Genomic DNA, 14,804 nt, shown 5'->3' on the forward strand with positions numbered 1-14,804 from the left:
GGCCCGGCCGCCCTCGTCGGACCGCACGAGGGAGTGCCGCGCCGGACGCCGCCGAACCCGCCGGCCCGCCGCCGACTAGTCGACGGCCGTGACGGCCTGCTCGACGCTGTCGCTGATCGGGAACACCTTGGTCAGTCCGGTGATCCGGAAGATCTTCAGAATCCGCTCCTGGGTGCAGACCAGGCGCAGCGAGCCGTCGTGCGCCCGCACCCGCTTCAGTCCGCCGACCAGCACTCCCAGACCGGTGGAGTCCAGGAAGTCGACGTCCTCCATGTCGACGATCAGGTGGTACTTCCCGGCGCCGACCAGCTCGACCAGCTGCTCGCGGAGCTTGGGGGCGGTGTACACGTCGATCTCCCCGCCGACCTTGACGATCGTCCGGCCGTTCTCGTCTCGCGTCTCCAGCTTCAGGTCCACTGCCGGCCTCCAAAACGGTGCCTTCCCGCCGTGGCGGGGGTGAAAAGGTGTGTCCTCGGCAACACAAAGTACAGCCTCGCCCGGGTCAGGGCTTGAGCACAGTCAATCACCTCGGGGTGACACTCGGCCACGATTCGCGGCAAGTGCCCTCGAATGGTGCCGGTTGCGCCGCCGGTGGGCGGCTTGATCCCGGCACCGGATCGCCCGCGCGCCGCCGGCGAATTCCGCCGGCCGCGCGGCGCCGGACTCCTCCGGACCCCGCCGGGTCCCCGATCGCCGCCCGAGGTCCGCGGATCTCTCCCGTGCCGCTCGCGCCGTACCGGATACTGGTCTGCGATGTCGCCGACTCCTCCCTACCAGGAAAACCCCGGCGCGGTCGGTGTGTCCACACCGGACGCGACGCCGGGCGCCTCCGGTATCCCGGAAACGCTGGAACGGCTGATCTCGGTTCCCGCCTCGCGGGCGGAACGGGTGACGCACGTGCGGGTGGTCCCGGCCCGGGACGCCGAGCACGGGGACTGGCCGGAGTGGGCCGACGAGGCCGTGGTGCGGGCGTTCCGCGAGGCCGGCGGGGTGGACCGGCCCTGGCGGCACCAGGTGGCGGCGGCCGAGGCGGCGCGCGCCGGGCGGCATGTGACGCTCGCCACTGGCACCGCCTCGGGCAAGTCGATGGGCTTCCAGCTCCCGGCGCTCACGGCGATCCGGGAGAACGCCGGCGGCACGCTGTACCTGGCGCCGACCAAGGCGCTGGCCGCCGACCAGCTCAGGCGGCTGACCCGGCTGGACCTGCCGGGGCTGCGGGCCGGGCTGCTGGACGGCGACACCGACACCGAGGCCCGGGACTGGGTGCGTCAGCATGCGAACTACGTGCTGAGCAATCCGGACATGCTGCACTACTCGATGCTGCCCGGGCACGCCCGCTGGGCCTCGTTCCTGCGGCGGCTGCGCTACGTCGTCATCGACGAGTGCCACACCTATAAAGGGGTCTTCGGATCGCACGTCGCGGCGGTGCTGCGGCGGCTGCGGCGGGTCTGCGAGCGCTACGGCGCCAGTCCGACCTTCATACTGGCCTCGGCCACGACCGCCGACCCCGCGGTCTCCGCGACCCGGCTGACCGGCGTCGAGGTCTCGGCGGTGACCGAGGACTCCTCCCCGCGCGGCCCGCTGGTGTTCGCCCTCTGGGAGCCGCCGCTGACCACGCTGGTCGGCGAGCGCGGGGCGCCGGTGCGGCGCTCGGCCACGGCCGAGGCCGCGGACCTGCTCACCGATCTGGTGCTGGCCGACGTCCGGACGGTGGTCTTCACCCGCTCGCGGCGCGGCGCCGAACAGGTGTCGATGCAGACCCGGGACCACCTGGAGGAGCGGCACGCCGGATACGGCAGGCGCATCGCCGCCTACCGGGGCGGTTATCTGAAAAGCGAGCGGCGGGCGCTGGAGGCGGCGCTGCACATGGATCCGGCGGCCGACGGCGCGCTGGTCGGCCTGGCCGCCACCACGGCGCTGGAACTCGGCGTGGACGTCGCCGGGCTCGACGCGGTGCTGATGGCCGGGTTCCCGGGCACCCGGGCCTCGCTGTGGCAGCAGGCCGGCCGGGCCGGGCGCGCCGGGCAGGGCGCGCTGGCCGTGCTCATCGCCCGCGACGACCCGCTGGACACCTACCTGGTGCACCACTCGGAGTCGATCTTCGACCGGCCGGTCGAGGCCTCGGTCCTGGACCCGGACAACCCGTACGTGCTGGCCCCGCACCTGTGCGCGGCGGCCGCCGAGCTCCCGCTGACCGACACCGACCTGGCCCTGTTCGGCCCCGGCACCGAGGCCCTGCTCTCGGACCTGACCCGCCGCGAGTACCTGCGCCGCCGGCCCACCGGCTGGTACTGGACCCGCCGCGAACGGCCGTCGGCGCTGACCGACCTGCGCGGCACCGGCGGCGTCCCGGTGCGCATCGTCGAGGACAGGACCGGCCGCCTGCTCGGCACCGTCGACGAAGGCGCGTCGCACTCGACCGTCCACGACGGCGCGGTGTACCTGCACCAGGGGCACACCTACCTGGTCGACAAGCTCGACCTGGAGCGGAACATAGCGCTGGTGCACCGCGCGAACCCGGACTACACGACCATGGCCCGGGACGTGGTCCAGGTGACGATCCTGGACACCGAGCAGTCCCAGGACTGGGGCGACGCCTCCCTGCACTTCGGCTCGGTGGAGGTCAGCACCCAGGTGGTCTCCTACCTCAAGCGCCGCGCCGGCACCGGCCAGGTGATCGAGACCAAACCGCTGGACCTGCCCGAACGCATCCTGCGCACCCGCGCCGTCTGGTGGACCGTCGACCCCGCGGCCCTGCGCGACGCCGAACTCGACACCGCGATGAGCGCCGGCGCCGCCCACGCCGCCGAACACGCCTCCATCGGCCTGCTCCCCCTGTTCACCCCCTGCGACCGCTGGGACATCGGCGGCGTGTCCATCCCGCTGCACCCCGACACCGAACGCCTGACGGTCTTCGTCTACGACGGCCACCCCGGCGGCGCCGGCTTCGCCGAACGCGCCTACGACGCCGCGGTGGCGTGGCTGACGGCGACCCGGGACGTGATCGCGGCGTGCGAGTGCGCGGAGGGCTGCCCGTCGTGCGTGCAGTCGCCGAAGTGCGGGAACGGGAACAACCCGCTGGACAAGGCGGGGGCGGGGCGGTTGCTCAATTTGGTCCTTTCGGGCGTACCGAGCACCGACAGCGAAAGCTAGGCTGGTCACGACGATCCTGGCGGGAAGGAGTGGAGCCATGTCCGTGGAGACGGTCGACTACTCCTGGATGCACGAGCAGATAAGCGCCGAGCAGTACGACGCCATGCCGGAAGACCTGTGCCGGAACATCGAGATCGTCGACGGAATGGTGCACATGAGCCCGCGCCCCAGCCTCTTCCACAATGACGTGGTCCGCCGCATCGCGAACGTCATCGAGGCCGCGGGTGGCCCGACCTGGCGCACCACCTTCGACGTCGACCTCCGGCTTCGTGACATCCCGCTGTTGAATCGGCGGCCCGACGTCGTCGTCTACCGGGCAGAGTCTCCCCGCGACCGCCGCCTTTCCCGGGAAGCCGTGCCGGCGGTGATCGAGGTCGTCTCCCCCGGTTCGGAAAGCACCGACCGAATGGTGAAACCGCTCGAGTACGCGGCTGCCGGCATCCGGTACTACTGGCGCGTCGAGATCGAGCATGGAGCTCCCGTCGTCCACACCTATGTGCTCGACGAGGCGACCAACACCTACCGCGGCACCGGGATCTTCGAAGACACCGTGAAGACCAGCCTCGGCTTCCCCGTCGAGATCGATCTCGCGGACGTCTGACCGCCGCCCCCGCCACCACCCGGTAGCGTTGTCGGAATGGCACCCCAAGCGGTCAATCTCGTCAACCTGGAGAACGTCACCAAGGCCTACACCGCCCGTACGCTCCTCGACAAAGTGTCGCTCGGTCTGTCCGAGGGCGACCGGATCGGGGTGGTCGGGCGCAACGGCGGCGGCAAGTCGACGTTGCTGCGCGTGCTGGCGAAGCTCGACGAGCCGGACTCCGGGCGGGTCACGCACACCGGCGGGTTGCGGGTGGCGTTCGTCGGGCAGCACGACACCTTGGATCCGGGGGCCACGATCCGGCACGAGCTGGTCGCCGACCAGCCGGATCACGAGTGGCTGGCCGACGCGCGGGTGCGGGACGTGGTCGAGGGACTGTTCGGCGGCGTGGAGTTCCCGAACTTCCCCGAGGGCATGGACACCCGGATCGGGCCGCTGTCCGGCGGTGAGCGGCGGCGCGTGGCCTTGGCCAAGGCCCTGATGAGCGAGCACGACCTGCTGCTGCTGGACGAGCCCACCAACCACCTGGACGTCGAGGGCATCGCGTGGCTGGCCCGGCATCTGGCGGTCGCCAAGCCGGCGCTGCTGACCGTCACCCACGACCGCTGGTTCCTGGACGCCGTCACCACCCGTACCTGGGAGGTCGTCAACGGGCAGGTGCTCGACTACGACGGCGGCTACTCCGCCTACGTCCTGGCCCGGGCCGAGCGGCAGCGGCAGGCCGACGCCGAGTGGGACCGCAAGCAGAACCTGCTGCGCAAGGAGCTGGCCTGGCTGCGGCGCGGGGCGCCGGCGCGGACCAGCAAGCCGAAGTTCCGGATCGACGCGGCCAACGCGCTGATCGCGGCCGAGCCGCCGGTCCGGGATCCCTCCGAGCTCCAGAAGTTCGCGGCCGGCCGGCTGGGGCGGACCGTCTACGAGCTGGAGGACGTCTCCTACGCCGTCGGCGAGGGCGTGGAGCGCAAGCAGCTGCTCAAGGACGTCACCTGGCAGCTCGGCCCCGGCGAGCGGCTGGGGCTGATCGGCGTCAACGGCTCCGGGAAGTCCTCGCTGGTGCGGCTGCTGCTCGGCGAGGCCAAGCCGGACTCCGGGCGGGTGGTCGCCGGCGTCACCGTCAAGCCCGCGCACCTGTCGCAGGAGGTGGCCGAGGTCGACCCGACCTGGCGGGTGCTGGAGGCGGTGGAGAAGGTGCACTCCTCGGTCGACATCGGCAAGGGCAAGACCCTGACGGCCTCGCAGCTGCTGGAGCGCTTCGGCTTCGCCGGGGAGAAGCAGTGGACCCGGGTCGGCGACCTGTCCGGCGGCGAGCGGCGCCGGCTCCAGCTGCTCCGGCTGCTGATGGACGCGCCGAACGTGCTGCTGCTCGACGAGCCCACCAACGATCTGGACATCGACACCCTCACCGCGTTCGAGGACATCCTCGACGGCTGGCCCGGCAGCCTGCTGGTGGTCAGCCACGACCGGTACTTCCTGGAGCGCACCACCGACCGGGTGGCGGCGCTCTACGGCGACGGGCGGATCAGGCTGCTGCCGGGCGGTGTGGACGAGTATCTGGCGTACCGCGAACAGCGGGTCGCACGTTCGGCCGAAACGCGTACAACCAAATCCCCCTCTCAGCCGTCCAATCAGATGAAGGGCAGTACCAGCGCACAGGATCAGCGGGCGGCGAAGAAGGAGCTGGCCCGCATCGAGCGGCGCCTGGACAAGATCGCCGAGGCCGAGGCGAAGCTGCACGAGGAGCTCTCCCGAATTGGGGGAGACTATCTCGCGGCGGCCGAGGCGGACGCTAAGCTACGCGAGTTGCATGAGGAACGTCTCCGTCTGGAGGATGAGTGGCTCTCACTCTCCGCATAGCCGGCGGCGGACCTCGGACCGGGCCGGGGAACCGGCCGGGTGGCCCGCTCGGGTCCGCCGGAGGTCCGGGGTGGGAGGGCGGTACGGGAGGGCCGGCAAGCCTTCTCCGGGACTCGTCACCCCATCGCGGGATCCGCGGTTCCCTCCCTGGTCACCCGGTGTTCACCGGCGTATGTTGACGATGGGCCGGCAGATCGACGGCTGGACCGGAGCATGGGGAGGGGCGGTGGCACGCAGCGCGCACGGGCGGTCGGCGGGGGCCCCGCGCCCGTCGCTCCGGCCGTCCCGCCCGGCCCGGAGCGCCCGCGGCACCGGGGGTGGGGGACGAGCATGAGTACGACGACGGAGGCCACGCCTCCACCGCCTGACGTAGCCCGACCGAGCACCGGGGGCGAGCCCGCGGCGCCGCCGGACCCGTACCTGCGCGGCACCGACGAGACGGTGCTGCTGGACCTGCGCGAGCTGCGCGCCCAGCAGGCGGCCGAGGCCGCCGGCCGGGCCGGGATCGGGCCGGGCGGCGCCGGAAGCGCGGTCGGCGCGATCGGCACTGTCGGCACAGTCGGCGCGGTCGGCGGCCCGGCCGCGGGCCCGCCCGACGCCGGCCCGGGCGCGGAACTGGAGGCGTACCAGGGCTCGCACCGCCGCGAAGCCATGCTCTACGCGCACGGCGGCACCGCGATCCCGCTGGAGCGGGTCCGCGAGGTCTGCCACGACCTGCGCCAGCCGGTGGCCGCGATCCTGATGCTGGCCTCGGCCGCCGAGATGCGGCCGGACGTCCCGGAGCGGGTGCGGGACGTGCTCCAGGAGATCATGACCCAGACCGAGGACATATCCGCCACCGTCCGCCAGTTCCTGGACGACGCCAAGCAGGGCGTCGACGGCCTCGGCGACCCGGTGCCGTGCAACGTGGCCGGGCTGGCCGCGGAGTCCGTGGAGCGCTGGCGGGCCACCTTCAGCGGCCGGATAACCCTGGCCGCCGCCGCGGAGCCGCTGCACGTCACGGTGGACCCGGTGCTGTTCAAGCGGGCGCTGGGCAACGTGCTGTCGAACGGCACCCGCGCGGCCGGCGGGGCGGGGCGGGTCCAGGTGACGGTGCGCCGCTTCGAGACCGGCCAGGGCGAGCGCGCGGTCATCGAGGTCGACGACAGCGGTCCCGGCTTCGGCAACATCCCGGCCGGCCACGGCCTGGGCCTGGCCGTGGTGCGCCGCACCGTGGAGGCGGCCGGCGGCTCGGTGGAGGTGGCCGCGGGCCCGCTGGGCGGCGCCCTGATCCGGCTGGTGCTGCCGGTGACCCCGGTCCGTCCGCTCCGCGCCGACGACGAACTGGCCCGCACCCTGCACGGCGAGGTCTCGCTGTCGGCCCTGGCCGAGGAGCTGGCCGCCGGCGGCCTGCGACGGGCGCTGGTGGACTTCGACGACGTGGAATTCGAGGCCGGGGGCTTCGACGGGTTCGACGACCTGGACGGGTTCGACGACCTGGACGACATCGACGACATCGACGAGTTCGAGGAGTTCGACGGCCCCGACGACGACGCGGCCGGAGTGAGCGGCGGCCACGCGTTCGCGACCCGGATCAGCGCGGTCCCGCAGGCCGTGGCGATCGGCCGGGTCCCGGAGCAGACCGCGATCGGCGCCCCCGGGCGCACACCGCCTTCGGGTCCCGCCGCCCTCGACGCGCCCGACGAGCCGCACGGCGGCGACTGGCCGGAGAGCACCGGATGGCCGGACAGCACCGACGAACCTCAAGGTTCTGAGGAACCGGACACCTCCGACCTGCTGGCCGCGTTCGACGTCTTCCGCGCGCCTAGCCGGATGTACCCGGCGGCGCGGCAGGAGATGGAAACCGGCTACGCGACGCCCCTGTGGGCCCGCCAGACGGCCCCGGAGCCGCCGTCGGCGACGCAGACCCCTGAAGCCCTCGCCGGGCCCGCTCAAGCGCTTGAGGCGGCGCTGCGCCGCTCGGGCGTCACGCCGGTGGTCGCCGAGCCCGCCGCCATCGCCGCCGCGACCGCCGGTTCCACCGAGCCCACCAACCCGGCCGACCCCACCGACCCCACCGCCCCCGAGCCGGTCCGGATAACCTCGACCGGCCAGGACGACACCGCCCTGGCGGCCATCCAGCTCCCCCCGCTGCCCTCCCGCGCCGATCTGACCCACCCGCCGCGGATTCCGGCCTCGGCGCTGCGCCCGGTCGCCTCGGTCCAGCTCTCCCTGCTCCCAGGAGGCGCTTTCTGATGCCCACCAGGATCGTGCTCTGCGACGACCACACCCTGCTGACCGAGTCCCTCGCGGCGTCCCTGACCGCCAAGGGCTACCAGGTCGAGGCGGTCACCTCGACCCCGGCGCAGGGCCTGGCCGCGGTGGCGTCGCTGGACCCCGACATCCTGATGCTGGACGTGCACTTCCCGATGGCCGTCGCGCAGCGCCTGAGCCAGGCCGGGGCCCCGCATCTGGCCCCGTCCAGCGTCGGCGAGCAGGCGTTCCCGGTGTCCCGGCCGAACAGCCGGATGGTGACCGCCGGCCTGGAGCTGGCGCAGGCCGTGCTGGAGCGGCACCCGCGCACCAAGGTGCTGATGGTCTCGGCCACCGACGATCCGGCGATCGTCAGCGCCGCGCTGGACCTGGGCGTCTCCGGGTTCACGCGCAAGGATCAGCGGATCGACGGCATCGTGCAGATCCTGGAGCGGGTGGCCGGCGGCGAGGTCGCGGTCGACCCCGAGCTGCTGCGCGCCGCCGTGCGCCATCTCAAGGCCCCGGACGTGGACCAGGCCGAGCGCACCCTGCGCTACCTCACCCCGCGCGAGCGCGAGGTGCTGCGCCGGATCGTCGAGGGCGAGTCCACCAAGCAGATCGCGCGGGCGATGGACATCGCGCAGTCCACGGCGCGCACCCACGTCCAGAACGTCCTGGTGAAGCTGGGCGCCCACTCCCGGGTCGAGGCCTCGGCGATCGTGGCGCGGGTCGGCGCCGTGGACCGCCTCGGGGTCGGCCAGTGACCGTCGGTCACGGATCGGCCCCCTTCGCTCACGCTGCGCGACCACACGGCCGGCGTCCAGATCGGCGTCTACGTCATTTGGAGTAGAACGGGCTCAACCGCATGGTGGTGGAGCCGAACCGGTCCCCGGGAGAAGATGGCGACATGCTTGACGCCTCCGCCCTCGGACTCGAGGACCGCCTGGACGAGCGGCTCGACGGCACCGGCCTCGGCGAGGTCCGGATCCTGGTCGTCGACGACCACCGCACCTTCGCCGAGGCCCTGGCCTCGCGACTGCGGGCCGAGCCCGGGTTCGGCGTGGCCGCGACCACGACCATCGAGGGCGCGCGGCGGCTGATCGAGGAGCGGCGCCCGGACGTGGTGCTGCTCGACGTCGACCTCGACGGGCGCGACGGCATCCGCTTCGCCACCGAGATCCGCGCGGCGCACGCCGACGTCCGCATCGTCATGGTGACGGCCGGCGAGGAGGAGAAGCGCGTCGCCGAGGCGGTCCGCGGCGGCGTCAACGCCTGGGTGGCCAAGGACGGCTCGGTCGAGCACCTGCTCCAGGTGGTCCGCGGCGTCCTGCGCGACGAGACGCACATCCCGCCCCGCCTGCTCACCTACGTGCTCACCGACCTGATGGCCGCCGAGCAGGAACGCAACGAGCACGAGACGCTGGTCGGCGCCCTGACCCCGCGCGAGCGCGAGGTCCTGCAGTGCATGGTCTCCGGCATGACCCGCGCGGCGATCGCGCAGCACCTGTTCCTGTCCCCCAACACCGTCCGGACCCACATGCAGAACGTGCTGGGCAAGCTCGGCGTGCACTCGACGCTGGCCGCGGTGGCGGTGGCGCGGCGCGCCGGTATCGGCGAGGAACGGTAACGGGCGACAGCGCATCGAACCGCGCACCCTTAGCACCTTTCCCGGCGCGCCCACAGCGCTTCCCGGCGCCTTTCGCCGTTTCCGACCATCTCTTGACCCTTCGCAGTACCTTGAGCACAGCGCGTCGTTGAGCACCCCGACACGTGGCTCCAGGGAAGGGAAACCATGCGCGCGGTGGTCACCGGGGCGGCCGGCTTCGTCGGCTCCCACCTGTCCGAACGCCTTGTGCGCGACGGCCACCACGTGGTCGGCATCGACGCCCTGACCGACTACTACGACGTCCGCCGCAAAGAAGCGAACCTGGCCGCCGTCCACGCCACCGCCGCCGAGTCCGGCGGCACTTTCCGTTTCCACGCCGAGGACCTGAACTCCGCACCGCTCAAGGAACGCCTGGACTGCGCCGACTGCGTCTTCCATCTCGCCGGGCAGCCGGGGGTGCGACGGTCGTGGGGCTCGGATTTCACGGTCTACACGCGCGCCAACATCGACGCGACGCAGGCCTTGCTGGAGGCGGCCCGGGAAGTGCCGACGCTGCGCAAGCTGGTCTACGCGTCCTCGTCCTCCGTATACGGCGACTCCCAGGCCTATCCGACGACCGAGACCCTGCGGCCGCAGCCGGTTTCGCCTTACGGCGTCACCAAACTGGCCGGGGAGCACCTGTGCGAGCTGTACCGGCGCGCCTTCGGCCTGCCGACGGCGTCGCTGCGGTTCTTCACGGTCTACGGGCCGCGTCAGCGTCCTGATATGGCGTTCCGGCGGCTGGTGATGGCGGCCGTCCGGGGCACCGGGTTCCAGCTGTTCGGCGACGGCGAGCAGACCCGCGACTTCACCTACGTCGCCGACGTCGTCGAGGCGCTGATCGGCGCGGCGGTGGCGGAGTTCACCGGCGTGGCGAACATCGGCGGCGCGCACCGGGTCTCGATGAACCAGGTGCTGCGCGTGCTCGCCGCCGTCGGGGCGCCGGTGATCCCGGTGCCGGGGCCGAGGCAGCCCGGGGACGTGCACGACACCGGGGCCGACATCACCGTCGCGCGCGAGGGGTTCGGCTACGCGCCGAAAGTCTCGTTGCGGGAAGGGCTGGCGGCCATGGTCGCGGAGGAGCGCAGGCTCGCCGCGCTCGAAGCGCTGGAGGCGGCCGCGGAACCCGTGGCCCGCTGACCGCCGGAAGCAGTGCCCGAATACCCGTTCGCCCACGCATATGCCCTGCTCCGGATGGCCGCACCCGGGCGCGCCGGGGCAGGGCTCATGCGGGTAACGCCTTCTCAAAACTCTGGCGCGCGAGCGCTCGGTGAGTAGGCTCGACTACATGGCGTACAAGGTCGAGCGCACGGAGACAGAATGGCGGCAACACCTGGGGCCGGCCGCCTACCGGACGTTGCGCGAGTTCGGAACCGAGAACCCCTGGTCCGGAGCCTACGTCGAGAACGACGACCCGGGGATCTACCAGTGCCGGGGCTGCGACACCGCGCTGTTCGGCTCGGACCACAAGTTCAACGCGGAATGCGGGTGGGCGGCGTTCTCGGCGCCGCTGGCCGATGACCTGATCGAGCAGTACGAGGACCGGTCGCAGGGCATGCTGCGCACCGAGATCCGGTGCTCGGTGTGCGGTTCGCACCTGGGCTTCCTGTTCCAGGACGCGCCGGAGGAGCTCGGCGGCTGGCGGTACTGCGTGAACTCGATCGGACTGCTGCTGCGGGAGTCGATGTCGAGCTTCATGTCCTGATCCCGCCGGCAGCGGCGATGCCAACCTCACCTTCTAACGCATGGAAGCAAAACATCCGTTAGAATGGTCGCCATGAGCGCACTGAGTCTTCCCGTGGTCAAGCACCGCACCGTCGACATATCCGGGATCGGCGTCTTCTACCGCGAGACCGGCCCCGAGCGCGCCGACGCGCCGGTGGTCCTGCTGCTGCACGGGTTCCCGAGCTCCTCGCACCAGTACCGGCGCCTGATGGACGCCCTGGGCAACGACCACCACCTGATCGCCCCGGACCTGCCCGGCTTCGGCCGCACCGTCGTGCCCGACGGCTTCGAGTACTCCTTCGAGACGCTCACCGACGCCGTCGAGGGCTTCGTCACCGCGCTGGGCCTGGCCGGCGCCGGCCGCCGCCTGGCCGTGTACGTCTTCGACTACGGAGGCCCGGTCGCCTTCCGCCTGGCCGAGCGCCACCCGGACTGGATCTCGGCGCTGGTCGTGCAGAACGCCAACGCCTACACCGAGGGCCTGTCCGAGATCGCCCAGGGCCTGATCACCGAGCGTCCCGGTGTCCCGGGCGCCGAGGACCGGGTCCGCCAGATCCTCACCGAGGAGGTGACCCGCTCCCAGTACGAGGGCGGGACGACGGACCCGAGCGTGGTGTCCCCCGACGGCTGGACCCTCGACCAGCACTACCTCGACCTGCCGGGCCGCGACGCCGCCCAGATCGCCCTCGCGCTGGACTACCACACCAACGTGGAGCACTACCCGGCGTGGCAGCGCTGGCTCGGCGAGCACCGGCCGCCGACGCTGATCCTGTGGGGCGACGGCGACCCCTTCTTCACCGTCGAGGGCGCTCGGGCCTACTTGCGCGACCTGCCGGACGCCCGGCTGCATGTCTTCGCCACCGGGCACTTCGCCCTGGAGGAGAGCCTGCCGGAGATCGCGCCGCTGGTCGACGAGTTCCTGGTGTCCTTGAACGAGCGGGCGTCCTTGAACTAGCGGGCGTCCGCGGACAACTGAGCGCTGCCGGTCAGCCCTTCCGCCGCCGCAGCAGCAGCACCCGCGCGCGGAGCACCACGACCGCGAGCACCAAGAACAGCACGATGTACAGCAGCGTCCGGAAGACGTCGCCGACCAGGCTGCCGTCCTCCCGCTTGCCCGGGGCCGCCGCGGCCTGGGACGGCAGCGGCGACGGCGCGTTCGGGTCGTCCGGCGACGCCTTCCGGTGCGCGGCGTCCGGCGGCGGCAGCTGCTCGTTCGGGACCGTGGAGTGCGGCAGCGGGTCCGGCGTGGTCAGCTGGTCGACGCCGGTCGTGCCGGGCGCGACGGCGAAGCCCCAGTCCAGGAGCTTGGCGGTCTGCTGGTAGATGTCGGTGCCGGCGTCGAAGACCGACACCACCAGGGTGCGGCCGTTGCGCGTCGCGGCGCCGACGAACGTGTGGTGCGCCAGCGAGGTGTAGCCGTTCTTCACCCCGATCATGCCCTGATACTTGCCGAGCAGCCGGTTCTCGTTGTCGATCTCGTAGGTGGTGCCGTTGACCGACGGGAACTGCGCGCGCTGGAGGGAGCAGTAGGCGCGGAACCCCGGGTCCTGCAGGCCCGCGCGGCCCATCAGGGCCAGGTCGTAGGCGCTGGAGAGCTGGCCGTCGGCGTCGTAGCCGTCGGCGTTGACCACGGTGGTGTCGTCGGCGTGCAGGCGCTGGGCGGTCTGGCGCATCAGGTCCACGGTGGCCGGAACGCCGCCCGCCATCCGGGCCAGGGTGGCGACCGCGTCGTTGCCGGAGCGCAGGAAGACGCCGTTCCAGAGGTCCGAGACCCGGTAGGACAGCCCCGGCTTCACCCCGACCGCGCTGCCGCCGGGCTCGTTCTTGGCGAAGTCGGTCAGGTCCTCCGGGACGGCCACGTGCACGGCCGCCGGGTCCAGCTTGGGAAGCAGCGCCAGCGCCGTCAGCACTTTGAGCGTGGAGGCCGGGCGCAGCTTCTGGTGCGGCGCGCGCTCGGCGAGCACCACGCCGGTCGCCTGGTCGGCGAGCACGAACGCGCCGGCGTTCACCTCGACCGGGATCGGCGGCGTGCCGGGAGCGGCCACCGCCGGGACGACCGGGCTGGGCGTGGGGGTGGCCGGGGTGGTCGGCGTCGCCGGCGGTGCGGCGGCGGCCGTCCCGGCCGTTCCAAGGACGCCGACGGCGACCAAGCAGAGCAGCCCCGTGGCGGCGGTGCCGATGAATCCCCGGCGGATCACCGGTTGCCGAACTCCGTACATCAGCGCTCTGTTCCTCCGCACGGTCCACACACTAGGGGTCCGATCTCTTGTCCCCCAAGATACGCAAGGCGATCAGGCTACCTGGCCGGAACCGCCCGACCGGCAAGGCCGGAACCGATGCGGGTGAGCGGCGGCGCCGCCGCTCCGGCGGATCAGGCGAAGGCGGAGATCCCCGTCAGCGCACGTCCGACGACCAGGCTGTGAATCTCGCTGGTGCCCTCGTAGGTGAGCACCGACTCCAGGTTGTTGGCGTGTCGCAGCACCGGGTACTCCAGCGTGATCCCGTTCGCGCCCAGGATGGTCCGGCACTCCCGGGCGATCGCCAGCGCCTCCCGGACGCTGTTCAGCTTGCCGAGGCTGATCTGCCGGGGGTCCAGCCGCCCGGCGTCCTTCAGCCGGCCCAGGTGCAGCGCGAGCAGCATGCCCTTGCCCAGCTCCAGCGCCATGTCGGCGAGCTTCTGCTGGGTGAGCTGGAAGCCGGCCAGCGGACGGTCGAAGACCTCGCGGTCCCGCGCGTAGGCGATCGCCGTCTCCAGGCAGTCGCGCGCGGCACCGAGGGCCCCGAAGACGATGCCGAACCGGGCCTCGTCCAAGCAGCCGAGCGGACCGGACAGCCCTTCGGCGCCGGGCAGCAGCGCGTCGCCGGGCAGCCGCACGCCGTCCAGCACCAGCTCGCTGGTGACGCTGGCCCGCAGCGAGAGCTTCCTCGTGATCTCCGGCGCGCTGAACCCGGGCGTGTCGGTGGGCACGACGAACCCCCGGATCCCGTCCTCGGTCCCGGCCCACACCACCGCGACCTCGGCCACCGACCCGTTGGTGATCCACATCTTGGTGCCGTTCAGCACCCAGCCGCCGTTCTCCCGCTTGGCGGTGGTCCGCATCCCGGCCGGATTGGAGCCGAAGTCCGGCTCGGTGAGCCCGAAGCAGCCGATCGCCTGCCCGGTGGCCATCCGCGGCAGCCACCGCTCCTTCTGCTCCTCGGAGCCGTAGTGCCAGATCGCGTACATGGCCAGCGAGCCCTGCACCGACACCAGCGACCGCAGGCCGGAGTCCACCGCTTCGAGCTCCATGCAGGCCAGGCCGTACGACAGGGCGCTGGTTCCGGCGCAGCCGTAGCCGTGCAGGTGCATACCGAGGACGCCGAGCGCGCCGAGGCCGCGGGCCACGTCCCGGGCCGGCAGGGATCCGGCCTCGAACCAGTCGGCGACGTGCGGGCGCAGCTCGCGGGCGCCGTAGGCGCGGACCAGGTCGCGCATGGCGCGTTCCTCGTCGCTGAGGAGGTCGTCGATCGCGAAGAGGCCGAGCGGGGAGACAGGCTTCGAGGGCATGGGATCACTCCACCACAGAATGGATTTTGGATCCAGTATGGTGGCCG

General features: G+C 72.2%; 12 protein-coding genes. 9 read left to right on the forward strand and 3 right to left on the reverse strand.

The window, feature by feature from the left end; genetic code table 11:
- Nucleotides 1-75 precede the first annotated feature (75 nt).
- Complete coding sequence (locus tag ABD481_RS43195) at nt 76-417, reverse strand: anti-sigma factor antagonist (protein ID WP_015796998.1); 342 nt, start codon at nt 415-417, stop codon at nt 76-78.
- A gap of 336 nt (nt 418-753) precedes the next feature.
- Between ABD481_RS43195 and ABD481_RS43200 the strand changes: the two genes are divergently transcribed.
- From ABD481_RS43200 to ABD481_RS43240, 9 genes are all read left to right on the forward strand, one after another.
- Nucleotides 754-3,153 carry a DEAD/DEAH box helicase gene (locus ABD481_RS43200; RefSeq protein WP_344671731.1) on the forward strand — a complete coding sequence of 800 codons (2,400 nt, stop codon included), beginning with the start codon at nt 754-756 and terminating at the stop codon, nt 3,151-3,153.
- A 37-nt stretch (nt 3,154-3,190) separates the two neighbouring features.
- Nucleotides 3,191-3,754, forward strand: a complete 564-nt coding sequence (locus ABD481_RS43205; protein ID WP_344671732.1) for a Uma2 family endonuclease — start codon at nt 3,191-3,193, stop codon at nt 3,752-3,754.
- 36 nt (nt 3,755-3,790) lie between these two features.
- Entirely contained in the window at nt 3,791-5,608 is a 1,818-nt protein-coding gene (locus ABD481_RS43210) for an ABC-F family ATP-binding cassette domain-containing protein (RefSeq protein ID WP_344671733.1), read from the forward strand.
- Between the two features lie 330 nt (nt 5,609-5,938).
- Entirely contained in the window at nt 5,939-7,843 is a 1,905-nt protein-coding gene (locus ABD481_RS43215; RefSeq protein WP_344671734.1) for a sensor histidine kinase, read from the forward strand.
- Nucleotides 7,843-8,604 carry a LuxR C-terminal-related transcriptional regulator gene (locus ABD481_RS43220; RefSeq protein ID WP_344671735.1) on the forward strand — a complete coding sequence of 254 codons (762 nt, stop codon included), beginning with the start codon at nt 7,843-7,845 and terminating at the stop codon, nt 8,602-8,604. The genes ABD481_RS43215 and ABD481_RS43220 overlap by 1 nt, the downstream gene beginning before the upstream one ends.
- 143 nt (nt 8,605-8,747) lie before the next feature.
- Nucleotides 8,748-9,467 (forward strand): response regulator, encoded by a 720-nt coding sequence (locus ABD481_RS43225; protein WP_344671736.1) that lies wholly within the window; start codon nt 8,748-8,750, stop codon nt 9,465-9,467.
- A gap of 165 nt (nt 9,468-9,632) precedes the next feature.
- Nucleotides 9,633-10,625: an NAD-dependent epimerase/dehydratase family protein gene (locus ABD481_RS43230; RefSeq protein WP_344671737.1), complete on the forward strand. Its 993-nt coding sequence runs from the start codon at nt 9,633-9,635 to the stop codon at nt 10,623-10,625.
- 148 nt (nt 10,626-10,773) lie between these two features.
- Nucleotides 10,774-11,190: a peptide-methionine (R)-S-oxide reductase MsrB gene (gene msrB, locus ABD481_RS43235; protein ID WP_344671738.1), complete on the forward strand. Its 417-nt coding sequence runs from the start codon at nt 10,774-10,776 to the stop codon at nt 11,188-11,190.
- A 72-nt stretch (nt 11,191-11,262) separates the two neighbouring features.
- Nucleotides 11,263-12,165 (forward strand): alpha/beta fold hydrolase, encoded by a 903-nt coding sequence (locus ABD481_RS43240; protein ID WP_344671739.1) that lies wholly within the window; start codon nt 11,263-11,265, stop codon nt 12,163-12,165.
- A gap of 31 nt (nt 12,166-12,196) precedes the next feature.
- Here the strand turns inward: ABD481_RS43240 and ABD481_RS43245 are convergent, their stop codons facing one another.
- Nucleotides 12,197-13,450: a D-alanyl-D-alanine carboxypeptidase family protein gene (locus ABD481_RS43245; protein WP_344671740.1), complete on the reverse strand. Its 1,254-nt coding sequence runs from the start codon at nt 13,448-13,450 to the stop codon at nt 12,197-12,199.
- A 131-nt stretch (nt 13,451-13,581) separates the two neighbouring features.
- Complete coding sequence (locus ABD481_RS43250; protein WP_344671741.1) at nt 13,582-14,757, reverse strand: acyl-CoA dehydrogenase family protein; 1,176 nt, start codon at nt 14,755-14,757, stop codon at nt 13,582-13,584.
- Nucleotides 14,758-14,804: the final 47 nt, after the last annotated feature.

Source organism: Catenulispora yoronensis (genome assembly GCF_039531695.1).
Lineage (GTDB): Bacteria > Actinomycetota > Actinomycetes > Streptomycetales > Catenulisporaceae > Catenulispora > Catenulispora yoronensis.

Excerpts from the sequence above, each read along its gene's own strand:
- ABD481_RS43200 (WP_344671731.1), top strand. The coding sequence starts at position 754 with ATGTCGCCGACTCCTCCCTACCAGGAAAACCCCGGCGCGGTCGGTGTG.
- msrB (WP_344671738.1), top strand. The coding sequence starts at position 10,774 with ATGGCGTACAAGGTCGAGCGCACGGAGACAGAATGGCGGCAACACCTG.
- ABD481_RS43210 (WP_344671733.1), top strand. The coding sequence starts at position 3,791 with ATGGCACCCCAAGCGGTCAATCTCGTCAACCTGGAGAACGTCACCAAG.
- ABD481_RS43215 (WP_344671734.1), top strand. The coding sequence starts at position 5,939 with ATGAGTACGACGACGGAGGCCACGCCTCCACCGCCTGACGTAGCCCGA.
- ABD481_RS43240 (WP_344671739.1), top strand. The coding sequence starts at position 11,263 with ATGAGCGCACTGAGTCTTCCCGTGGTCAAGCACCGCACCGTCGACATA.
- ABD481_RS43220 (WP_344671735.1), top strand. The coding sequence starts at position 7,843 with ATGCCCACCAGGATCGTGCTCTGCGACGACCACACCCTGCTGACCGAG.
- ABD481_RS43225 (WP_344671736.1), top strand. The coding sequence starts at position 8,748 with ATGCTTGACGCCTCCGCCCTCGGACTCGAGGACCGCCTGGACGAGCGG.
- ABD481_RS43250 (WP_344671741.1), bottom strand. The coding sequence starts at position 14,757 with ATGCCCTCGAAGCCTGTCTCCCCGCTCGGCCTCTTCGCGATCGACGAC.
- ABD481_RS43205 (WP_344671732.1), top strand. The coding sequence starts at position 3,191 with ATGTCCGTGGAGACGGTCGACTACTCCTGGATGCACGAGCAGATAAGC.
- ABD481_RS43230 (WP_344671737.1), top strand. The coding sequence starts at position 9,633 with ATGCGCGCGGTGGTCACCGGGGCGGCCGGCTTCGTCGGCTCCCACCTG.